The sequence below is a fragment of the Dapis hubbardiae BLCC-M172 genome (assembly GCF_050016015.1).
Lineage (GTDB): Bacteria > Cyanobacteriota > Cyanobacteriia > Cyanobacteriales > Microcoleaceae > Trichodesmium.
In genome coordinates this window covers 11,201-35,973 of record NZ_JBNHEQ010000154.1, presented here as the reverse complement: position 1 = coordinate 35,973, position 24,773 = coordinate 11,201, and the positions used below count along the sequence as shown (strand labels likewise).

The 24,773-nt window shown below is 38.1% G+C and carries 10 protein-coding genes and 1 pseudogene; 7 read left to right on the top strand and 4 right to left on the bottom strand.

Annotated elements, in window-relative coordinates; translation table 11 throughout:
* The 4 genes from ACP6PK_RS13415 to ACP6PK_RS13400 all read right to left on the bottom strand — a co-directional run.
* The coding region (locus ACP6PK_RS13415) for a two-partner secretion domain-containing protein (RefSeq protein ID WP_426560035.1) at positions 1-6,943 on the bottom strand (6,943 nt) is incomplete at its 3' end.
* A 330-nt stretch (positions 6,944-7,273) separates the two neighbouring features.
* Complete coding sequence (locus ACP6PK_RS13410) at positions 7,274-8,248, bottom strand: DUF1517 domain-containing protein (RefSeq protein ID WP_426560034.1); 975 nt, start codon at positions 8,246-8,248, stop codon at positions 7,274-7,276.
* Between the two features lie 467 nt (positions 8,249-8,715).
* The gene (gene thiS, locus ACP6PK_RS13405) at positions 8,716-8,934 is read right to left on the bottom strand and encodes a sulfur carrier protein ThiS (protein ID WP_426560033.1); all 219 of its coding nucleotides are present in this window, start codon (positions 8,932-8,934) and stop codon (positions 8,716-8,718) included.
* 351 nt (positions 8,935-9,285) lie between these two features.
* Positions 9,286-10,368 (bottom strand): thiamine phosphate synthase, encoded by a 1,083-nt coding sequence (locus ACP6PK_RS13400; protein ID WP_094673449.1) that lies wholly within the window; start codon positions 10,366-10,368, stop codon positions 9,286-9,288.
* Between the two features lie 1,522 nt (positions 10,369-11,890).
* Here ACP6PK_RS13400 and ACP6PK_RS13395 point away from each other — a divergent pair.
* The 7 genes and pseudogenes from ACP6PK_RS13395 to ACP6PK_RS13365 form a co-directional block, all read left to right on the top strand.
* Complete coding sequence (locus ACP6PK_RS13395; protein WP_426560032.1) at positions 11,891-13,324, top strand: ankyrin repeat domain-containing protein; 1,434 nt, start codon at positions 11,891-11,893, stop codon at positions 13,322-13,324.
* Between the two features lie 968 nt (positions 13,325-14,292).
* Positions 14,293-16,188 carry a DUF1565 domain-containing protein gene (locus tag ACP6PK_RS13390; protein WP_426560031.1) on the top strand — a complete coding sequence of 632 codons (1,896 nt, stop codon included), beginning with the start codon at positions 14,293-14,295 and terminating at the stop codon, positions 16,186-16,188.
* A gap of 460 nt (positions 16,189-16,648) precedes the next feature.
* Positions 16,649-17,236 carry a DUF3038 domain-containing protein gene (locus tag ACP6PK_RS13385; RefSeq protein ID WP_426560030.1) on the top strand — a complete coding sequence of 196 codons (588 nt, stop codon included), beginning with the start codon at positions 16,649-16,651 and terminating at the stop codon, positions 17,234-17,236.
* 535 nt (positions 17,237-17,771) lie between these two features.
* Positions 17,772-19,361 carry a DUF4335 domain-containing protein gene (locus tag ACP6PK_RS13380; protein WP_426560029.1) on the top strand — a complete coding sequence of 530 codons (1,590 nt, stop codon included), beginning with the start codon at positions 17,772-17,774 and terminating at the stop codon, positions 19,359-19,361.
* Between the two features lie 687 nt (positions 19,362-20,048).
* Positions 20,049-21,368: a P-loop NTPase family protein gene (locus tag ACP6PK_RS13375; RefSeq protein WP_426560028.1), complete on the top strand. Its 1,320-nt coding sequence runs from the start codon at positions 20,049-20,051 to the stop codon at positions 21,366-21,368.
* A 383-nt stretch (positions 21,369-21,751) separates the two neighbouring features.
* The gene (locus ACP6PK_RS13370) at positions 21,752-23,749 is read left to right on the top strand and encodes an nSTAND1 domain-containing NTPase (protein ID WP_426560027.1); all 1,998 of its coding nucleotides are present in this window, start codon (positions 21,752-21,754) and stop codon (positions 23,747-23,749) included.
* A 9-nt stretch (positions 23,750-23,758) separates the two neighbouring features.
* A pseudogene (locus ACP6PK_RS13365) lies at positions 23,759-24,773 on the top strand (hypothetical protein); the annotation flags it as partial.

Below are 24,773 nucleotides of genomic sequence, written 5' to 3'. Positions count from 1 at the left end.
CTATGTTTCCGGCTTTTCCACCTCTGTTAGTTTCTACTGATAGTTGGCTGTCTACATCAAGGTTTAGGGTTTCTGTGGCTCTGACTGTGATGTTGCCTCCGTCTCCTTCGTTTTCGGTGAATGCTAGTATTCTGGTGTTAGGTTGGATATTGATGTTGTCGCCTTCTAGGTTGATGATGCCTGCGTTACCTGTGCCTGATGTGAAGGCAGTGATGTCTATGCCGTCAGAGAGGGTGATGTTGGGGCTGAGGAAATCTATTTGCCCTGCGTTGCCTCCTCCGCTACTACTAACTGTTATTTCTCCATTGCCGGTGATGTTGAGGTTTTCTGGGGCGGTAATAATGACGTTGCCTCCTTTTCGGTTCGTTTCAGTGAAAGCTGAGATGCTGGCATTTTCATTGATTGTTAGTAGAGAATTCGTTCTGATAAATATATCACCTGCGTCTCCTTTACCCTCGGTACTGGAAGATATTCTAGCACCATTAGTAACTTCTAAACTGCCTGTAGTAATACTCACATCTCCTGCATCACCTACTGCTCTTGGTTGGACAGAACTCAATGCGCCACTGATTCTAGTGCTACTACCAGTTGAGGATACCCCGTCAAACAATACAGTATCTGTCGCAGTAATCTCCACATTTCCTGCATCCCCTTTGCCCCAGGTATCGGCAGCTATTAAAGCACCATTAGTAAGTTCTAAAGTGCCTGTAGTAATACTCACATCTCCTCCATCACCTACTGCTCTTGGTTGGACAGAAGTAAATGCGCCACTGGATCTACCATTTGAGGGTATCCCGTCAAACAATACAGTATCTGTCGCAGTAATCTCCACATTTCCTGCATCCCCTTTGCCAAACGTCTGGGAAGCTATCCGAGCACCATTTTTAACTTCCAGAGAGCGAGTGGTAATAGTTATATCCCCAGCATCACCTACTCCTTTGTCTCTGTCTCTGACTGTAGTAGCTACCCCCGATCTACGGAGGCTATTTGGAAGTGCCCCGTCAAACAATATAGTATCTGTCGCAGTAATAATCACATCTCCTGCATCCCCATTGGCATTAGTTATGGCCTCGATCTCAGCACCATTTTTAACTTCCAGAGAGCGAGTGGTAATAGTTATATCCCCAGCATCACCTACTGCATCTCGTCTGGCGGAACTAAATACCCCAGTGCGGAAATTTTTGGATGCTTGATCAAACAATACAGTATCTGTCGCAGTAATAATCACATCTCCTGCATCCCCATTGCCAGTGGTATCGGCAGATATCTCAGCACCATTTTTAACTTCCAGAGTTCGAGTGGTAATAGTTATACTACTATCAGTCGCATTCGCTTCTGCTCCTGGTTGTACTAAGCTAAATGCTCCAGTGGAAAATTCTGAGCCTCCTCCATCAAAGAGTATAGTCTCAGTAGCATTAATCTCCACATTTCCTGGGTTTCCTTTGCCCTCGGTACTGGAAGATATCCGAGCACCATTTGTAACTGTTAGAGAACCCGTGTTAATATTTACATCCCCTGCATTCCCTTCTGCTGTTGCCGTTACTACACTAGATACTTCAGTGCCCTGACTGCCATCTGTAGATGCTCCATCAAACACTACACTATCCTGTGCTATAATATTGACGCTACCCGCATTCCCTGTTCCTTTGGTACTAGCAGATATTTGTGTACCATTAGTAACTGTTAGAGAACCAGTGTTAATATTTACATCCCCTGCGTTACCACTACCTACAGTTTCTACTGTAATGCTGCCATCTCCCGTAATATCTATAGTTTCTGGAGCGCTAATATCAATATTTCCTCCCTTACCACTAGAGGTGGTTCGGGCGGATATAAAACCTTGGTTGCTGAAGTTGATGTCTAAGCCTGGGTTGTCGTTGTAGGGTTTGAGGGTGAGGCTGCCTGCGGGGGAGTCGCCTTGGGTTTCAGCGAATATTCCGAGTTCTCCTGAGATATTGAGGGTATTGCTGTTGATGCTGATATTTCCACCTGTTTCTGTATTAGTGGCATTTTCTAGTGCGGTGGCACTGATGGATGTGTTGTTGCCAATGGTGACTGTTGGGGAGTTAATTTCGATATTTCCTGCAATTCCTGCACTATTGGTTTCTGCCGAAATGCTGACTCCTTCTGTGAGGGTGAGGTTTTGTGTTTCTACTATGATGTTACCTGCATCTCCTGTACCTGTGGTTTCAACTGAGATTTTACCCTCTCCTGAAATATCTATATTTTCTGGAGCGCTAATATTAATATTTCCTCCCTTGCCACTAGAGGTGGTGCGGGCGGATATAAAACCTTGGTTGCTGAAGTTGATGTCTAAGTCTGGGTTGTCGTTGTAGGATTTGAGAGTAAGAGTGCCTGCGGGGGAGTTGCCTTGGGTTTCAGCGAATATTCCGAGTTCTCCTGAGATGTTGAGGGTATTGCTGTTGATGGTGATGCTTCCTGCTTCTGGGTTGGTTGCTTTTTGTCTAGCGGTGGCACTAATTTCTGCTCCTTCTCCTATGGTTACTATTTCGGAGTTGATACTGATGTCTCCTGCTTTTCCAGCGCTGTTGGTTTCTGTGGTTAGACTTGTTCCTGTTTCTAGGTTAAAGGTTTTGGTCTCAACCTTAATAGCTCCAGCGTTTCCGTCTCCTGTGGTGGAGGCTGAGATGGATACTCCGTCAGATGTTGTGAGGTTTTGAGTCTCAATGTTGATCGTACCTGCGTTACCTGTATTATTTGTGGTGACTCGAATTTCTCCATTTCCGGCAATATTTATGTTTTCTGGGGCTAGTATATTGATGTTGCCTCCTGTACCTGTAGATGTGGTGCGGGCGGAGATGAAGCCGTCGTTGCTGAAGTTTATATCTAGGTTGGGATTATTGTTGTAGGGGTTGAGGGTGAGGGTGCCTGCGTCTGCTGCCCCTGCGGTTTCGGCGAATATTCCGAGGGTACCGGAGATGTTGAGGGTGTTGGCGAAGATGTCGATGTTACCACCACCTTCTGTGTTGGTGGATTCGGCGGTGACTGTGGCGCTTATTTGGGCGTCTTCTCCGATGTCTATGGTGTTGGCTTTGATTTCTATTTCGCCTGGTGCGCCTGCTGCACTGGTTTCTGTGGTGAGGCTGGTGCTTTCATTGAGGTTGAGGTTTGCGGCTTCAATGTTGATGTTGCCTGCTTTTCCTCTGCCTTGGGTGTCGGCTTGGAGTTGGCTGTTGTTTGTCAGTAGGATGTCTTGGGGGGTTTTGATAGTGATTTCGCCTGCTTTGCCTTGGGAATTAGTGGTGCTGAGGATGTTGGTTTTGTCGAGGGTAATGTTACCTTGGCTCTCAATTGTCACTTCTCCGGCGCGTTCATCGCTTTTGGTGTCGCTTTCGATCCTGACGGTGTTAAGGTTGAGGTTGCCATTGCTGAGGATGGATACATCTCCAGATTGGCCGTCGGTGGCTCCTACTTCTACTTCTATTGTTTCAAACTCATTAAGTTTTATACTTACTTGTTTACTGGTAATAATAGATAAGTCATTGAGTTCAAGGTTTCCTTGTGACTTACTTTCTATTGTTACTTCTCCTGAATTTCCCTGGGAAGATAGGGTGAGTATTTCTGCGTTGGTGAGGTTGTTCGTAGTAATGTTAACATCTCCACCTTTCCCGGAACCGTTTTCTCCTACTGAGAATGTTCTGATTGCTAGTTGTTCTGTGTTTTCATTTTCTGGAGGGTTGAATTTTATTATGTCTGCAGTCAAAGTAATAGTTCCTCCATTTCCTGAGTTGCCAGAATCACTAAAAGAAAAGGAATCAAGAGTTCCAGCAGTGATATCACCACTCTGAGTTGATATCGTTATATCTCCCCCATTGCCCCCATCGCCCTTAACCGATCTGGAATTGAGCGACCCTGTGGTGATATCACCAGCCTGAGTTGATATCGTTATATCTCCCCCATTGCCCCTAACAGAGTAGGAGTTTAGGGTTTGCACCCTGATATCACCACTCTGAGTTGATATCTTTATCTCTCCCCCATTGCCATCAGACGACAGATCTACGCCCTCGGTATCAGTGAACGCGGAATCAATAGATATTGCACTGATATCGCCACTCTGAGTCGATATCGTTATATCTCCCCCATTGCCCTTATACGACTCGGAACTGAGACTTTCTGTGGTGATGTTACCAGTCTGAGTTGATATCGTTATACCTCCCCCATTGCCATCAAACGAGCCGGAACTGAGACTTTCTGTGGTGATATCACCAGCCTGAGTTGATATCTTTATCTCTCCACCATTGCCACCAGACCCCCCAGAATCAAGCGATCCTGTAGTGATATTACCAGTCTGAGCCGATATCGTTATCTCTCTTCCATTGCCACCAGACGACGAGGCTCTGAGCGATTCTGTAGTGATATTACCAGTTTGAGTCGATATCGTTATCTCACCCCCAGCCTCCAAAATCGACAGGGAACTGATTTCCCCTGTAGTGATATCACCAATTTGAGTTGATATCGTTATATCTCCCCCATATCCCCCCCTATACGACCGGGTTTTGAGTTCCCCTGTGGTGATATCACCAGTCTGAGTTGATATCGTTATCTCTACCCCATTGCCCCTAGACGAGGAGGAATCGAGCGATTCTGTAGTGATATCACCAGTCTGAGTCGATATCGTTATCTCACCCCCATTGGCATCATACGACGAGGAATTGAGCGATCCTGTGGTGATATCACCAGTCTGAGTCGATATCGTTATCTCACCCCCATTGGCATCATACGAACGGGAATCAAGCAATCCTGTGATGATACCACCATCCTGAGTCGATATCGTTATATCTCCCCCATTGCTCTCGAATGATGAAGTATCCAATGAAAATGTATCAATATTACCAGATATAGCATTAAGGTTAACATCTCCCCCAATTCCTGCAACCGCACTAGAATTAATCAGACCTGTCATAATATTGTTGTTAGCTTTCAGGTCAATTCTTCCCCCATCACCAATTTCGCTCAAACTACGAATATTTCCTACACTAATATCGCCATGAGTTGCTTCTAGATTAATTGCTCCACCATTTCCTCCTCCACTTACTAAAGTAGTAGGTTGACTCAACAACAGTTGTGTACCTATAGCAGTTCCCCAGAGAGCAGCATCACCAGCTCTGTATAAAGTGCCACTATCTCCTTCAAAAGTATCTGTCACCCTCAAAGTCCAAGTTCCACTGGGGTTTTCTCCATTAAAATCTGCTAAACTTCCTTGGGGACGATATGTACCATCAAACGGAGCATTGCCAGAGTTGATACTTGTAGAAGCATCATCATCCAACACAGTATCTTGAAAGTTTTGTCCACTACTACCAACACCAGCAAACAATGTTACTTCATTCCCTTGGGGTGATTGGAGATAGACTTCTAAGTCTGAATTCCAAGTATGCTCCGCAGAAAAGCGTACATCTAGATTTTCTACAGTTCCCAAGTCACCATCTACAGTAAAAGTAAAGGTTGCATCGCCTGCCGTACCTTCTGCTGGTATCGCTCCCCCTTCATCCACATCTATAGTTGCCAACAACTCCCCACCCTCACCAGAAAAAACAGGCAACCCAGTAGAAGTATCAATATTCCCCAAAACAATTTCAGCACCTGCAATAGTCAAATTCCGCCCATTAGTCTTAATAGTATCCGCCCCATTCTCAAAAGTATTCGGATCGCTCCCAACATCCGCCTCATTATCCAACATCTCCACAACACCAACTCCATCCCCATCCACATCTGCACGAAATTCTATCTCTCCTCCCCCCGGCAGAAATTCCAACACATCATCCTCTATATCCTCAACAGTAATATCATTTGTTGCTGATAACTTAACATCCGCATCCCCAGAAGTCTCATCAAATTCATCATTTATCCGAATATTAGTGGCAGACAAAGAAACACTTTCTCCACCACCTTTGATTCCACTACCCGTAGCAACAATATCTCCCGTCGCTTCAATATTTATCGAACCATCCGCAGAAATATTTTCTGTTAATGTCACATTGACTGCGCTCTTAATTTCTAACTTTCCTCTACTTTCTGAATCTTGATTTGATAAATCTATTTTTCCAGAGATAAATACATTTCCTGGTGTATCAGCAATTATTGTATTATCTGTTAATTCTAATTCACCATTACTATTAACAATTATAGATGTAGCGTTCTTTTCTTCTCCACCTGTCAATAATTGTGGTAAAGATAGAGTGTCTAAATTAGAAATATCTTCTATTCTCGAATCTACTTCTAAACTTAACAAATGTCCTGGTTGAGATATTCTCAAAACACTACCACCTTCTACTGCTGCGATGGTAATATTTCCATTTGTCGTGGATAGTTCCCCTGTATTAATAATTGTTCCACCTAATAAAGTGAGATTTTCTCCAGAGTGTAAATTTCCTTCATTAACTATAGCTCCCGGAGTTGAAACGTTAAATCTATAGCCACTAGGGTTTCCGACTAAATTAGCATAGTCGTTGGTTCCCATAGCTTTAAACCAGAAGTTGTTGTTGTCAAAACCAATTCCTGTGGCAGTAGTAACGCTGAATGAAGCGGGTATGTTGAGGCTGGCATTTGGACCGAACATTATGCCTGCGGGGTTCATCAAGAAGAGATTGGAATTACCCCCAATGACTTGGATCAAACCATTAATATATGAGGCATTTCCACCTGTAACTCTACCGAGAATGTTGCTAGTGTCTGGGGTAGTAAGGAAATTCGCAGTTTGGCCAGAGTTAACATTAAATTGGTCAAAACTGTGGAATAGATTAGCTCCACTGCGAGTTCCACCTTCGATATTAAATTGGTTGCCTTGGGGAGTGACTGTTGTACCTGTACCGTCGTTGGCCGGAGTTATAGGTTGAGAGTTAGCGGGGGAAGCTACCGCTAATGTACTTAAAATTATGGCTAAAGCAGTTGTATTATAACAATCTAATTTAATGTTTTTCATTACAAATCCTGAGCTATTGTAGTAGTGAAAAAATTAAGGAATTAGTAGAAACACTCTGTTTATTAATTGACAATGGATAATTATTTTTGAGCATAATTATCCATTATACAGTATATTTTTTTTTAGCCTGCGTCATTGCGACGGTCACTCCGTGGAAGGTTTGCGGAGCATTCCGGAACGGATAGCAATCTCGAGGTTTCACGAGATTGCTTCCTATTGTCGCTGCGGACGACTTTTCAACCGAATTTTATATCAAACATCAAAAAAAATATTCTCCAACCTTGCAGAAATAAGGATGGAGAATATAACAAATTTAGTCAAACAAATAAACTAAATCAATTTAACATCTGGATACTCAGCAATCATATCATCAGAAGTCAAAGTATCCCCACTTGCTTGAGGAGTCCACAGCACTTCAACAGCCAATAACTGTTCGCTAGAAATAGAACCCATTTGACTCAAAGCACGCCTTAAATCTTCTGTACTATTAATAGTTGGTAATATTAATTTCCCTTGAGTACCCACAATAATAGTAACTACAATATATTCCCCTGGTGCTTCTGGTTGCTGAGTCACCAGTTCGCCATTAGTGTCACTAACTGGCAAAGAAGTTTGAGCATCTTTAGAAATTAATTGATTATTGTAGTTAGAAAGGGTTTCCTCAGAAAACTTACTACGTTCAGTCAGAGCATACTGATTAAATTTTGCCTCCGCCGAGTCTAACCTTGCTTGTTCACTGTTGGCAGCACCATAACTCCAATATTCGGGATGACGCAATAAAGATAATGTTGTTTCTTGGAGAACTTGCACTCTACCAGCAGCAGAACCAGTATCAGCATTTTCAGCTATTCTATCAAGGTCTGTTTGTAAACTTCTAGCTTCTGCCAATAAACCAACTTGTACACGACCAACAGAAACAGTCGGGTTATCATTGTTATAGTTTTCAAACTCATCTCCTTCAGTTGCTCTGCGGAAACTACTAACTAAGAAATTAGCGATCGCGATAAAAATCAAAATTGTAAATAAGCTGCCAAACCCACCGAAACCAAAGAAAGGTATTAAGAAGGGAAAACCAAAACCGCCTCCTCGATAATAACCACCTCCTCTATAATAACCACCTCCGGGACCACGAGTAGGTGATGTATAGCTGCGACTTGGCATTCTAAAGGAGCCACCGCCCATACGTCCCCCACTACGAGCGGCCATTGCTGCATCAGCTTGACTGAAAACTAAGGTTAGAACTAACCCAATGACAAAAAATGATTTGAGAATACCTTTAATTTTGGAAAGCAGTTTTTTACTCATAAGTAATTGTTAATTATTGCTATACATATTTAATGTACCCCTTCCTCTATAGACTGTGCAGTTATATCTAGTTATTTAATTATTGGGATATCCCTACTTGATAACTCAAAAGTCAAAATTCAAAATTCAAAAGTTGTTTATAAATGCTCCAACTTAGTCAGGAATTACTTCTGAATTCTAAACTTTGGGTAGTGCTATATCTAAAATTTATTCTAAATTTCAAAAATAATAAGGAGACTTATAAATCTGGCGTTGGTGATGCGTAGCTATAATTTGTCTGGCATTCTAGAAACCAGGTTTGTATTAGATGCCGATATATATTAACATCTATCTCCAACAAACCCGGTTTCTTATAACACGATCTTTAGATTTCAGATCTCGGTTCACCAACGCCATAAATTTATAAATTGCTGTAAGGGTTTGGAGACCAAACCCCTACTAACCTTATATAACTTCAACTTCTAACTTCATGCAACACCCCCTCCAACAATAGTAACTATTTCCAATTTATCCCCTGGCTGCATTTCAGTTTTTTCCCAAAATTGTCTATGTAGAATTTCCCCATTATATTCTACAGCTACCAAACGGGGATTTAATCCCAACTCCTCCAGGAAATTTGGTAGGAGTGTCTGGGGTAAACAAGTACGAGTTTCTCCATTAACTTTGAGTGTAATTTGATTTGACATTAGACATCTCCAATAATGAAAAATAAAACCAATTATCCCACTTTTATTCATCAACTATTTCTCCCTACTCCTTGCTCCCTAATGCCTCTTTTCTAGAGATATATATTCTGATTTCAGCAATTAATAATGCAAGAATTATTTAATTATTAATTCTTCAAGGAAGGCTAAAAATATTAATTATTGGCGTTGATTAATCAAGGTATGAAAATAAAACTTGAACAATCTCAAATATTTGTTATTCAATAGTTTAGGAATTACCAAAAAATACAAATCATACCCTGATTTACCAAGCACTAATTATTAATTATTAATTATCAATTATCAATTATCAATTATTAATTATTCTGTAGCCTAGACTTTTTCCGGTAATATATTATGAGAACGTAGAGCTTGATAACGATTTAGTTGAGAAAGAAAATATTGAGTTACCAAAGTAGGTTGTTCTGCCTGCATAATTGCTCTAACTACAGATACACGCTCCGCACCAGAAGATAGAACCTCATCACAATTTTGCATATCAATTCCACCAATAGCAAACCAGGGAATAGGACAATTTTTAATAGCATAATTAACATATTCTAAGCCTGCTGCTGGTTTATCTAATTTAGTAGGAGTTTCATAGACTGGTCCTACTCCAATATAATCTGCTTCTTCCTGAATTGCTCGCCTCATCTCTTCTGGGTTGGTAGTAGAACGCCCTATTAGTTTCTGAGGGCCAAGCAATTGTCTAGCAAGATTAATAGGTATATCATTTTGTCCTAGATGAACTCCATCTGCATCAACAGCGATCGCCAAGTCTACTCGGTCATTAACAATAAATAGAGCGCCATAACGACGACAAATTTGACAAAGTTTTTGTGCTTCTGTCAATCTTGTTACGTCATCTGCTGTTTTGTTTCGATATTGGACAAGAGTTAGTCCCCCCTGAAGAGCAGCTTCTACTATCTCAGTTAATTTATCTTGAGGTGAAGTGACAAGGTACAAGTAAGAGTTTTGCAGTTGTTGATTTCTTTGATAAGCAAGAAGCCCACTTTCAATAGTATAAACTCGGTAACGTATTTGTTTACAAGCAGAAGCCATCTGGGAATTATAAATTTTTCCATATTCTTCTAGAACTCTGAGTGCTTCTTCTAAACGACAGAAGTTAACTTGTAGAAGTTGTTGAACATCTGAGCGGTGTTCTTCGTGTGGATGAGTCAATTCCGTACCAGGGTCGCCGGGGGTATTGCGGGACATTCTCAGTTCTGTGCCATGCCAACTCCCAATCTCTTGACGTAATTGTTTACACTCATTGGCCAAATTAATACTATTGAGGCCAAAGCGACACCATTCTTCAATAATTCTCAGTCCTTCCCGCGCCCTGTCTAAGTTGGCATCTAGAATTCGACGAACGGCAGGTTGTACATTTTTATCCCAATTATATTTATCGCCCATAAAAATTATCCTATAAATTTTAATCCTAGTTTGTATTTATCAAAATAACTATAATCTTGAATCTTGCCCTTTCAAATATCTGAGGGGCAGACTAAGACAAATTTTGCTATTAATATAGATTTTTTTATACTATAATATTGCCTGCAATCTAGAAATTAGAGAGTAGTCGTTAACCCGGAGTAATTCGGAGTTAATCTCAGCAATTCGGTTCACTAATACTAATTCACTTGAAAAATATCACAAATAGTTGGTAACTGATAATGTAAAATAATAAGCTAAAATTACCAATGGATAATGGATAATTGATAATTCATTCCCAAAGGTTTAAAGCATTCTATTTCAAAAGAAAAGCTGCTTCTTAGGAGATTTATTATTATTTCCACCTCTCGGTTTTGATTGAGGTAATTATCCATTATTTATTATCCATTATCAATTAATGAATGTATAATTGAGATTTTCAGCAATTCAAATCTCACGTCTATTTTTTCGGTGAAACGGTATAACTATACCAGGTGCTGAAATGGGAAAAATTAATGTGTAAAGCCTCTCCATTCATGGATAAAAAAGAAAAAAAACCTTTTATTCAATCCTCTTATTTATAAGAAGAGGTAATAATTATTAATTATCAATTGTACCTTACCCCTTTTTTAAATTTCCTTGACAAACAATCTCCTAATAATAGTTAAATTTCTGAAATATTTTAGTTAGTATGATGACCCCAGGACATAGCCTAAAGTATAATTAGTAGGACTTACGCAAAGACAATATATATAATCTTCAAAACTATAGCGCTATAGTTTTTTGAGTCTATAATATAGTACCTCAGCGGAGCTTCCCGAAGGGTGAGGAGGTAATAATTAATAATTATCAATTGTACCTATCCCCTTTTTTAAATTTCCTTGACAAACAATCTCCTAATAATAGTTAAATTTCTGAAATATTTTAGTTAGTATGATGACCCCAGGACATAGCCTAAAGTATAATTAGTAGGACTTACGCAAAGACAATATATATAATCTTCAAAACTATAGCGCTATAGTTTTTTGACTCTATATTATCGTACCTCCGCGTAAGTCCTGATTAAGCTATATTAATAGAAAATTCTGACTTTTAGGCTATAAATTTTTGTTAAATTAATTGTTTATACCATCGCGCTTCAGTTGTAATAAAATTTTGATTAGTACCTAATTAATAAGTATTCGTGCAAAATAAATTTCCTAGTTGAGAGAGGGAATAGGGAATAGGTATGGAGGGAATAGGGAGAAATAATTGATAATTTATAGATAATATTGGAGATATATGATAAATGTGTAATTAATTTTGCATAAGCACTTAAATGTTTCCTACAAATAAATTTTAGGTATTAGGTAGTAGGTTTAAAGTTTTGAGCCTATAAAATCTTAATGGATAACTTTTTACTTTTAACTTCCGTGAAAGGGTCTAACATTCTTTATGTCATTCTCTGGTTTAGTATTACTACCTTAAAGCAATAAAGTACACTATTTATTTTCTGAGAATTTCGATGATTAAAAAATCCATTCAAGTCAAAAAATCAATCTATGACAAGAAAAATCAATTAATGGAATTTCAACGGAAAAAAGTATTATTCGGAATAGGTATTGCTGTATTTGTTATTGGCGGTACACTCAATTATTTGACTGATAATTTACTGGTTTATCAGATAAGAGAAATATTCTTAGGATTTAGTCAAGGTATTAATTCTACAGATGCAAAAGGAAATACACAATTACATAATGCTATTCAGGATAATGAATCTGAAGTAATAGATATACTAATTTCTAATGGCGCTCAGGTTAATGCCAAAAACAACAATGATAATACTCCATTACATTATGCAGGTAAAAGTCAGGAAATAACTGCTTTACTTATTAATAAAGGAGCAGATGTTAATGCTAAAAATAATCAGGGTATTGCTCCTCTACATAATGCTCGTCGGCGAGGAGTAGCTGAAATATTAATTACTCATGGAGCAGATATAAATGCTCAAGATAAAAAAGGCAAAACTCCTCTACATTATCTAGTAACTAACGATACTCAATCAGCAGCAGAATTATTAATTAATCAGGGAGCAAATATTAATGCTAAAGATAATAATAATCAAACTCCTTTGGATTATGTGCGAAGTCAAGAAATGGCAAAATTAATGATTTCTAGTGGAGCAAAATTTGGTGATTCAGATATTAGTGCTAATTCTGGTAAATATAGTTTGCTGCATGAAGCTGTAGCACTGGGAAACAAAAATTTAATTGAGCTACTAATTGCTAATGGTGTGAATATAAATATTCAAGATGAAGATGGAAATACAGCTCTACATTATGGCAAAGATAATCAGGAAATAACTCAATTATTAATTGCTAATGGAGCTAATGTTAACGCTAAAAACAAAGAAGGAAATACTAGCCTACATCAAACAGAAAATCTAAAAGTTGCTCAATTATTAATTACTAATGGTGCTGATATTAATGCTCAAAATAAATGGGGATTTACTCCCATTTTTACTACATCTAAATCTGTCGCAAAACTTCTATTTACTCAGGGGGCAAATCTAAAATTGACAAAAGTAAATGCTAAAGATTATGACGGTAGTACCCCATTACATTACGCGAAGTTGACTAAATTAATTGTAATTTTAATTGAGGATGGAGCAGATGTTAATGCTAGAGATAATTATGGTGAAACTCCTTTACATTATGCTAGAGATAATCAAGATGTTGCTACAATTTTAATCGCGAATGGAGCAGATGTTAATGCTAAAAATAATTATGGTGAAACTCCATTACATAAAGTAAATAACCAGAAAGTAGCTGCTTTGTTAATTTCGTATGGAGCAGATGTTAATGCTAAAAATAATTATGGTGAAACTCCCCTCAATAGTATTGATAACCAGGCAGTAGTAGAGTTTATTAAAAGCAAAATGGGTGACAAAAGTAACTAGGGCTTGCTGATTAAATCTCAAAGCATTTACCGATAAAATTTTTAGGGTTTTTAGGTATTTAAAAAGTACCTATTTTTGAGCATGAATAGCTCAAAAATTTAGGATTTTTGGCGCATAAAAAAAACTACTCCTGTACGGACATTTCGCTGCGCGACATGTTTGCGAAGCGAAACGTCCTTACGGGAGAAGTAAAAATAAGGATAATCAAAGATTAAATTGTCTCAAATCAGCAAAAAGGTAATTATCCGAAGGTAATTACTTAATCACTGAAGTATTAATCAAGTATAGCATTAATGCATGGAAATTGGTATAACTACCAAAATTTTTCGGTGAAACTCCCCTAAATACCACCGACAAGCAGGTATTTGTAAAGTTTCTTAAGAGCAAAACTGGTGGCAAAAGTAACTAATTTTGGGTAATTGCAAAGTTCCATTTATATCTCTAAAAATACATTTTGCTAGATAATTAAGACTTAGATAATAGTCCCTTAATTAGCGATATAACTCAGTTCCGCTTACGGGAAAAAAACTTGTCCTCCTTCTCCATCCTTATACTTTCTTTCTCCTGGCTCCTGACTCCTGACCAAAAAATAAGGTCTCAAGCCTCCCCTTTTAAGGGGATGAAAAAGCGGTCGTTTGCGGAGCAGTCCGTAGGATGAGATGGCGTTAGCGGAGCGGCTCTGCAAGAGCGGGTCTCCTTTCCCTCCGGGACGCTACGCGTTACATGTCGCGCAGCGAAACGCCATATCTAATCGACCAAGAGAAATAAACTTCAGTATTTCAAGCCTCTGGGTTTAGCCAGAGGTACTGTTAACTGATAACTGATAACTGATAACTGATAACTGATAACTGATAACTGAAATGACTCCTCCCTAATTTTTTATAACTTTTCAAAACACCCCATAATAAGAGATACTTAAAAAAATATAATAACTCAATAATCTGTCACAATTTTCTAGGATGAAGGCCGTGAAACCAATATTTATCCTTTTTTCGCAGAAAAATAATCAAGCAAATTTACTTCAGAAAACCAACTGTTTATCACCTCTTTTAGCTACAGCACTACTAGGGTTATTTACTTCTACAAGTCTGGCAGTACCATTAGTACAACAAGTTGCCCAATCCCCAGAGACTCAAGTTAATTCTCAGATGAATGTGCTTTATGTTAGTTCATCCATTGGTAAAGACTCTGGAAATGGTACTAAAACTTCTCCTTTGAAAACTATTACTTATGCTCTGAAAATTGCTCAACCTAATACAAAAATTTTACTTGCGCCAGGAACTTATAGCAGACAAACAGGTGAAGTTTTTCCTTTGATTTTACAGCCAAAAATTACAATAAAAGGTAACTCTTTCAATAATGGTAAAAATGTTTTAATTCAAGGTGGCGGTAATTTTAATAGTCCGACTTTAAAACAAAAAAATATTACAATCGTAGCTGCTAATAACTCAACTTTAAATGGTTTAACAATCACAAATCCTAATCTTCAAGGTTATGGTTTATGGATAGAATCTAGTGGCTTTGTTATTAATAAAAATACTTTTACTGGTAATCGTCTAAATGGAATTTCTATGGTGGGTAGTAATATAGGAATTATTCAGGAAAATAGTTTCTATAACAATGGCAGAAATGGCATAACAATTTCTGATAATTCTCAACCAGAAATTAGAGATAATTTGTTTCAAAATACAGGTGTGGGAATTAAAATTTCTGATGATGCTGCTCCAAAAATCATAGGAAATCGTCTAATTGAAAATCAAAATGGGATTATTGTTCAAGGCAATGCACGGCCAATTTTGCGGGGTAATTTTATAGAAAATAATAGACAAGATGGAGTAGCAGCGATCGCTCAATCATTACCAGATTTGGGTAACTCTCAAGAACCCGGTCGTAATACTATTCGGAATAATGGTCGGTATGATATTTATTCTGTAGTTAAAGGTAAAACTATTCCTGCTTATGGAAATTCTTTAGGAGGCGGTCGTAATTATGGCAGTATTGACATTGCCGGAAAAATTCCTCCTCCCCCAAGAGTTGCTCCCCTGAGAAATATTCCAACTATCCCAACTGTAAGTCAGACCAAAAGGGAGTCTAAGCAGGAGGAAGTAATTGTAGAAGTTGCATCTACTCAGGAAAATACTCAGACAAAGACAAAAGAATCAAATTTTTCTCCCTCAGCAGAAAAATCAAGAGAGCGGAATACATCTAGTAGTATTATTTCCCGATCGAGACCACAAAATTCAACCACAGAAATGATTATGATCCCTGTACCACCTCCAGAAACCCAGAGAGGATCTAGGGGAAATTCCTACAAAACCACAAGTAGTCAAGGAAATTTACAAAGACTACTACAAACTAATCCTAATTATCAGAATACACAAACAATTGAAATACCAGTATCCCCACCAGAGTCAGGGAGAACAACTTTAGAAAGGTTGCGAAACTTACCCCCTAGAAACACTACCCCAACTTTTAGAGGTAATACACCAGTTGCTTCTCCTGGTTTACTACCAGTTCCGACAACAAATATTCCCCTTGGTCGTGGAGGTTATGTACCACCCGGTATTGGCAGAAATCAAAATTCTAATCCTAATCCTAATCCTTGGTCTAGACTATCTTTAAGGTCTAATTCTCGGAGTCGTGCAGCAGCTTTGGGTTTACGTTATCGAGTAGTTGTAAATGTAAATAACCGTTCTCAACGCTATAAGTTGCGATCGCTCGTACCAGATGCTTTTTCTACTAATATTAATGGTAATTCTGTAATGCAAGCCGGAGCTTTTCGGAGTCGTCTTGAAGCAGATCAACTATTAAGAACTTTGCAAAATAATGGTTTAAATGCTGAAATTATAAGTGTGACGGAGTAGTGGCGCAATATGCCTAAAATATTGCAATAGTAGGGGCGAGTTTCCCCATTAAATTAATGAGTTTTCACATTTGATTAGACAAACCCGCTCCATTTTAGATGTGTCAGTCCAGTAGGGAGTAGGGAACAAAGAGAAATCTGATTTATCTCTAACTTTTCGTAGCATTCTTTTTTCAAAGTGGTATTAAAAGTCAGTAGGGGCGAATGGCCATTCGCCCCTACTATATTTGACAAAAGCGAGAATACAACCACCAGTAGCTATTAAACTGACACAACTAATGGGTGTGCATTAGGGCGGGTTTATTTAATCTTAGGGCGAGCATGAAAATTGCAACTAAAACCCGCCCCTACTATTGCACTTTCCTACAAAAAGACAAAATTTTTTGGCCATAATAGACACAATTTGTTTCACTAGGACTACAATAGACGTGCTTAGTTTTAAATTTTAAGAGGTATACAATATGGTAATATCTGCAACTCCCAGTAATGCCAAAGTTTTCGTACTTCCTCAGAGACAAGATTATATCCAGCCTTCAGTGGGCCAAACAGTTCCATTAGATAGGATTAGAACAAAATTGGACATGACACTATTAGCCCTCAAGGTTTTAATAGCTATTAATACTGAGTCCATAGTTCAAGTAGCAAGTAAATTAAATATAGCCCCCAAAATTGCTGATGAACTTGTTCTAATAGTAGGAGAAGACAAGGCAGAAAAACGGACAGTATCCCAAAATCAACCTCTAAAAGAAGAAGAAGCTCAGGGTTTTATATTAGTTATCTGTCACTTGGCAAAACAAAACCAACCATTAATTCGTCGTGCAGTGGCGTTGATGGAACAAATGGGCGCTCAAAATAGTAAACCTGAATCAATTACTTTATTAAGAGAATATCTTTCTAACTTTAAAAAAGCGTACCAAGACTATTACTGGAATCGTAAAAATCTGCCACCAGATAATCCAGAAACATTAGCTTTAAAACTATTAGTTGATTTGTTATTTTATAGCGCTCCTCAAGGATGCAATCGTCTTTTGGCAAGCCTTAAATCTTAATCATAAAACAATACTATCAACCCATAATTAACAAATCATAATTAATCTAAATTTTTGCTAGAAAACAAACATAAAATTATCAAATTAATTGATGGAATATGGAACGAAAAAAAATGTAGAATATTCAGACAATTATTCTTAATTTTCTAATGATAAATAGAGGTCAAACTACTTAATTATTAGCTCTCGAGAATCTTTTAGAAGGTAAAGAATTCAACTTGTATAGATGTGTGCATTAATTTTGTGCTTCTTACCAATTTACTTTAAAGATGTCACAAATAGTTTCAAACTTTAGATGTGAAATAATTTCCTGAAATTACTGTATTGTCAAAGTTTTGAGCCGATAAAATATTAATTTTGACTTTTGACTTTTGACTTCCATGAAATAGTATTAGGTGGTAACTCCGATGAATTTCGTACTTGACTCCTAGAATTTTGTAGAACTTATATTGTTGAGAATGAAGAAAATTCTGATCTTAGGTAGTAATAGCTAAAAACTGTAGATGGTATGACTTTAGATTGATATTTAATTCAAATGTTTTCACGAACTTACACCCCCCCAACTTGTACATTGAAAGTGAAAGTTAGAGGTTTAGCCTTGTTAACATGGTTTGGTATGCCAAGACAACAAAGGTTTAGCCTCAGCTTTGACGACCCCAGGGTATCTGAAGCAGAGCATATTAAAGTCAGAGGCGATCGCCGTGAACTGGATACTCTCCACGAAGTTGTTACTACTTATGTCCAAGAATTTCTGGATAACTCTCCCAATTTGCCTTTAGAGCTGGAAAATATGGGAGTAGAAAACGATAGCAATATACTATCAGAATATTCTGATACAAAAATTCAGGAAGATACCACTGAGGAAAATACCATTGAAACTGGTGATGCTAAAATTGTAAATCCTTATTCTCAACCCCCGATAAAAAATCAAAATATCTATGTGCAACCACGGGATCTATTAACCCATGATTTATTTTTGGGGTCTTTAGCAAATAAAGAATCAGGAAAATTTATTTCCCTGAGTATGCTACAGTTATTTGACTTAGCGATCGCCCTAGATGAATCTCAAAATGATTTACAGACATTACCTCAGTTTCAGTCTAATAAGGAAGTTAAAGGTATTCCAGAATGGTTGCGTACTGCCATACTCATTCTAATTACTGCAGGTTTAACTGCTGCTGGAATTAAACTCTATAACCGCTATGCAATAAGTCAGCAAAAGCAAAATGAAATTGCTACATCAGATTCGACAACCAATAATGATCAATCAATTCCTCCCCAGACATCTCCAACTCCTATCCCATTACCAACACCAACAGTACCTGCATCGCCATTACCAACACCACCAACAAATTTACCAACAACAACTATAATCAAACCATCTCCCATTCCCACACCATCTCCTTTATTTCCTCAACCAAGTCCCCCAGCACCACCTGCTCCTAATAACTTACCACCACCTGATTTTTCTGGCACTCCCCAAAATCAGGGAAATGCTACCACATTTGTTATTCCCCAAGCACCACCACTGACACCCCCGCCAGTTCCTCCAGCAGCAATACCTAACTATGGAGTACCAGTACAACCTAGATTTCCTACACAACCGCCTCCGAGTCTGCAAACTCAACCTGCTCCAAATCAAGCTCCGTTACCAAATATTAATAGGAGAAGGGCACAACCTTATTTCGATGTGAGTCGTATTCCTGTAAATGTTCCGAGAGCAATTAATTTACCCCCGTTACAAGATGTAGATCCGGTTGCCGTGCGCGATATCCCAACTACTGTTGAACCTAGTAATGAAAGTAATCAAACAAAGAAGTCTAAATATACATTATTTGATCAAATTCCTCAAGTGGCAGAAGTGAGAGAATACTTTCAAAAAAGTTGGCAACCGCCGTCAGGATTAGATAAGGATTTGCAATATAGTTTGTTATTAAATGGTGATGGTTCGGTGAAAAAGGTGACACCTATTAGTAGAGCATCGGTTGAGTTTTATGGTAATACAAATATGCCTCTAGAAGACCAAGCTTTTGTATCTAATATTGAGGGTGGAAAGACTGCTAAAATTCGATTAGTTTTGAGTCGAGATGGTGAAGTAAAGACTTTTTTAGAGTCTTTGAATTAGTTTCTACTGGTGTGACACGTCTAAAATATTGGAATAGTAGGGACGGGTTCCAGTTTAATATAGAATCCGGATAATTGCTATAGCCTGTGTCATTGCGACTGGAACGGAGTGGAAGGTTTGCGGAGCATTCCGGAACGGATAGCAATCTCAGAGGTTTCACGAGATTGCTTCCTATCGTCGATAGGGACGATTTTTCAACCGGATTCTATATAAATTAACGAGTTTAACCATCAGAGCAAATAAACCCACCCCAAAATCTAAGGCAGAAAATTAGCTGTGTCAGTCTACTACTGGTGTGATATACCTAAAATGTTGTAATAGTAGGGGCGGGTTCCAGTTTAAATTAACGAGATTTAACCATCAGATCAAATAAACCCGCCCCAAAATCTAGCGAGGTACAAAATTTTATTAAGTAAGCATCTTGCTTGTTACAGCCTGTAACTACAAGTAATTTTGGTAACACAAGCATCTTGCTTGTTACAGGCTGGAAGCCTACAAGTAATTTTGGTAACACAAGCATCTTGCTTGTTACAGGCTGGAAGCCTGAACTGCAAAGATAGAGATTAATCCTCAAAAGTGCTGTAATATTCAGATACTTCGCTCAACAATTGAATTCCGACAGACTACTACTGGCACATCTACAGACATCTATCCTAAAATAGAGAAGTAATTTTATAATAAAATATTATGACTGTAAATGTCAAAGCCTTCTTTCGAGCAACAGATCCTGGCGTTCCTCTGTTTATAGACAATTCAGAAATTGACAAAAAATACTACATTGACTTTTCCCCAGTCCGTGGCGGACAAGTTATCAAGAAATTAAAAAAAACTATTCTCTGGTCTACAGACAGACCTACTTGCCAATTGTTTACAGGACATATTGGTTGTGGCAAGTCTACCGAACTCTGGCGACTCAAGCAACAGTTAGAAGCAGAAAAATTTCACGTTGTCTACGTCGAGTCTGACAAAAATCTAGAAATGGGAGATGTAGATATCAGCGATATTCTTCTAACTATTGCGCAACAGGTGAGTGAAAGTTTGCAAAAGTGGGAAAAGCTTAACTTAAACGAACCTACAAAACTCAAAGGTATAGTTGAGGGAGCTATGAAAGTCTTGCAGACAGAAATAGAAATATCTCCTCAAGTTGAACTTTCTTTCGGAATTGCCAAAATAACTGCCCAAGCAAAAGCTAGTCCTGATGTTCGCAGTAAACTCAGAAACTTTCTGGAACCACGCACAGGCAACATGATTGAAACTATTAATCAAGAATTGATCGAACCTGCTAACAAAAAATTGCAGCAGTATGGCAAAGAAGGATTAGTTGTCATTGTTGATAACCTGGATAAAGTCAATAGTGTGCCTAAAGACTGGGGGAGACCTCAACCAGAATATCTTTTTGTTGACAGGGGCGAACAACTTATGGGTCTTAACTGCCACCTAATTTATACTATTCCTCTAGCATTGAGATTTTCTAATGACTATGAAACATTAACCCAACGGTTTAAGAAAGAACTCCATGTATTGCCAATGGTGGCAACACATTTACGGGATGGTAGTGACTCTACTCAAGGAATGGAATTAGTTAGAGAGTTAGTGCTGGCAAGAGCATTTCCCGAATTAGAAACACAGGAACGCTTGGCAAAAATTACGGAAATATTTGACAGTCAAGAAACCCTAGACTATTTATGTCGTATCAGTGGAGGTCATGTCAGGAATGTACTGCGCATAGTTAATGAAGCTATTATGGAAGAAGGAGAGTTTCCTATCTCCCGTGCTAGTGTTGCTAGCGTAATTAAAACTTTTCGTAATCAGCGACTTTTAGCTATAGATCACAAAGAATGGGAGTTATTGCGCCGGGTTGTGCAAACACAAAAAGTAACGGGAGATGACGGATACCAAACTTTAATCCGGAGTATGTTTGTTTATGAGTATCAAGACGATGGAGGTTCTTGGTTTGATATTAATCCTCTGTTAAAAGATGCGCCAGAGTTGCAGAGTGGGGAGTAGTAGGGGCGGGTTTCCCTATTAAATTAACGAAGCTCAACCTAAAATTAGATAAACCCGCCCCCCAATTATGTAACGCACAATTTTAATAGTTTTGTGGAATGCGCATCTTGCCCGTTCCTGATCTTTTCGGACAGGCAGGAACAGGCAGGATGCCTGTCCCACCAAGAGATTGCTTCATTCCACTCCGTTCCATTCGCAATGACATTTCAAATAGTTGTCGTTGCATAAATGGGGGATGATTGTAATAGTTTTGTGGAATGGGCATCTTGCCCGTTCCCGATATTTTCGGACAGGACAGGCAGGATGCCTATCCCACTAGAGATTGCTTCATTCCACTCCGTTCCATTCGCAATGACATTTCAAATAGTCTTCAAATAAAAAATATGTCTACCAACTTAGAAGTTAACAATCAAAAATCATTACAGAAATTACTTCGAGGCATGGAATTGTCTCAAGGGAAATTTCGGTTATTTTTAGCCTGCTGCAATAATCTTTGTCAGCGTCAACGCCTAATTCAACAACTCCAGTCATCTTTTTCTGGAAATTTAGCAGAGTTGCAGTTAGATGAGTCGGTTAAAGAACTTTATAAAACTATCTCTAAACAATTAGGAGAGCAACAGCCAGATGCTTTTATGGTTTGGGGTTTGGAGTCGGTAGCAGATATTGATAAATTGCTAGTATCCATGAGTTTAGTCTTAGATGAGTTTAGAAAAAACTTTCACTTCCCAATACTTTTATGGATAGATCAAGAAGTTTCCCGAAAGTTCATTCGCTTAATTCCTGATTTTGAAAATAGGACAAGTCTAACTGTATTTGAAACTCCAACTCAAGAATTAATTGATTTTATTCAGCAGACAAGTGAGAGTGTTTATCAGAAAGTTTTAGAAAGTGGGGCAGGAATATTTTTAGATTATGCTGACCTGGGTGTAGGAGAGTCTACTTATCAAGAGTTGGTAGGCGCACGGCAAGAATTGGCAAGTAGAGGAATCAGTTTAGAGCCAGAATTAGAGGCGGGTTTAGAATTTGTTTTAGGTAGAGCAGCAGATAATTATGAGCAAACAGCACTAAACCATTATCAACGGAGTCTCGAACTTTGGCAACAACTTAACAACCCGTTGCGAGTTGCTCATACTAATTATTATTTGGGTTTATGGTGGCGTTTTTATGCAGTTAAGCATAGAGCAGAAAAACATAAGGCTTGTGAGAAAGCTTGCTCTTATTTTCAAAAGTTAATAGAAGGGTTTGAGGCAATTAACCGTCCAGACTTAGTTGCTAAGTTTATCAATGCTTGGGGAGAAGTTTTGCAGACTTTGGAGCGTTGGGATGAGTTGGCGACTGTTGCGAATAGGGCAATAGAATTACATAAAACCTATTCATATCCATTTCGACTAGCTCGTGCCTACAATTTTTTAGCCGAAGTTGAACAAGCCAAAAGTAACTATAAACAAGCCAAAAAACTTTCTCAAACTGCTCTAGAAATTTTCAAGAAAACCTTAAATGCTCTATCTCCTCAGACCTCAGAAAAAGACAAAATAATTTTTGATTGGGAAAAGTATTCTCGTCTGGGTAGATATTTATTTTCTTTGGCAAAAGCCGAAAAAGGTTTAGGCAAAATTCAATCAGCAATAGACAATTTTGAACAAGCTAAAAATACAACTAACCCTAAATATAACCCTGAATTTTACATTGATATTCTCACAAAATTACGAAATATTTATTACCAACAAACAGAATATCTTAAAGCTTTTCAATTCAAGCAAGAACGACAAAAAATAGAACAACAATTTAGATTTAAAGCATTCATTGGTGCGAATTACTTGGGAGATAAAAAACAGAATATTAATCCCGCTTTACCTAAGCTTAATCACCGAAATATCACTCAAGAAATTGCTGCATCTGGACGACAGTCTGATGTAGAAATATTGGTGGAAAGGATTAGTCGCCCTGACTATAAACTCATAGTTATTCATGGGCAATCAGGAGTAGGTAAAAGTTCGATTTTGCAGGCTGGATTAATTCCTATTTTAGAGAAAAAATCAATTGATACTCGTGATGCGGTAGTGGTTTTGCAGCGAGTTTATGTGCATTGGATTTCCGAATTGGGGCAACGTTTAGCCAAACAATTGCAAATAACTCAAAATTTAGCAGTTAATTCAGAGAGTCTAAGCTCGGCTGAGGCAATTTTTTCTCAGTTAGAAAATAATGATAAATCAAATATACTGACGATTATTATTTTTGACCAATTTGAGGAATTTTTCTTTGAAAATAGCGAACCAAGGGATAAACTAGAATTTGCTCAGTTTCTCCAAAAATGTTTAAATATTGATTCTGTGAAAATTATTTTATCTCTGCGGTCAGATTATATTCATTATTTATTATAGTTTAATAGCTTGGGAAATTTAGAGGCAATTAATGATGATTTTTTAAATAAAAATATACTTTATTACTTAGGAAACTTTAAGCCTAAACAAGCAAAATTACTCATTCAAGAATTAACGGATAATTCTCAGTTTAAAATAGAAAAAAAATTGACTGAAAAATTGGTGGAAGACTTGGCTGAGGAGTTGGGAGAAATTCGCCCGATAGAATTGCAAGTTGTAGGGGCAGAATTGCAGGCAGAGAATATTACTACTTTGGCAAAATATCAAGATTTAGGAGATAACCCTAAAGCAAAACTTGTGGATAAATATTTAGAATCAGTGGTGAGAGACTGTGGGGTAGAGAATGAAAAATTGGCTTGGTTGGTGTTGTGGTTATTGACTGATGAAAATAATACTCGTCCTCTGAAAACTGAGGCTGAGTTGGCAAAAGAAAGTAAGTTGAATGTGGAGAATTTGGAGTTAGTATTAGAGATTTTTGTTAAGTCAAGGTTGGTATTTTTGTTGCCAGAAAATCCAGCAGATCGTTATCAGTTAGTACATGATTATTTAGTTGGGTTGATTCGGCAAAGGACAGGAAATGAAATACTACAGAAACTGGAACAAGCAGAGGAAAAACAACGACAGGCAGAAGAAAAACAACGGCAGTTACAGAAAAGGTTGGTTAGACTTTCTGTTGCTGCTTCTTTAATGATGGCAGTATTGGCAGGGGGGATGACAATATTTGCCTTGCAGAAACAAAGGGAAAGTAGACGGGCGGAAAGGCAAACTATTATTTCTCAAGTAAATGAGGCTAGAGCGTTATCGATTTCAGGTGATCGATGGGAGGGGCTGATAAAAGCTATGGAGGCTAGGCAAAAACAAATATATGGTAAATTTAATCCCAGAGGTGAAACTAGAAAACTCATAAACATTCTCCGAACAGCAATTTACAAACCTAATGAGAAGTTTAGAGAGCATAACCGTTTGGAAGGCCATGAGGATTGGGTCATAGGTGTAGCATTTAGTCCCGATGGAGAGACTATTG

Coding starts and splice junctions, on each gene's coding strand:
- ACP6PK_RS13410 (WP_426560034.1), bottom strand. CDS start 8,248: ATGAGTAAAAAACTGCTTTCCAAAATTAAAGGTATTCTCAAATCATTT.
- thiS (WP_426560033.1), bottom strand. CDS start 8,934: ATGTCAAATCAAATTACACTCAAAGTTAATGGAGAAACTCGTACTTGT.
- ACP6PK_RS13400 (WP_094673449.1), bottom strand. CDS start 10,368: ATGGGCGATAAATATAATTGGGATAAAAATGTACAACCTGCCGTTCGT.
- ACP6PK_RS13395 (WP_426560032.1), top strand. CDS start 11,891: ATGATTAAAAAATCCATTCAAGTCAAAAAATCAATCTATGACAAGAAA.
- ACP6PK_RS13385 (WP_426560030.1), top strand. CDS start 16,649: ATGGTAATATCTGCAACTCCCAGTAATGCCAAAGTTTTCGTACTTCCT.
- ACP6PK_RS13380 (WP_426560029.1), top strand. CDS start 17,772: ATGTTTTCACGAACTTACACCCCCCCAACTTGTACATTGAAAGTGAAA.
- ACP6PK_RS13375 (WP_426560028.1), top strand. CDS start 20,049: ATGACTGTAAATGTCAAAGCCTTCTTTCGAGCAACAGATCCTGGCGTT.
- ACP6PK_RS13370 (WP_426560027.1), top strand. CDS start 21,752: ATGTCTACCAACTTAGAAGTTAACAATCAAAAATCATTACAGAAATTA.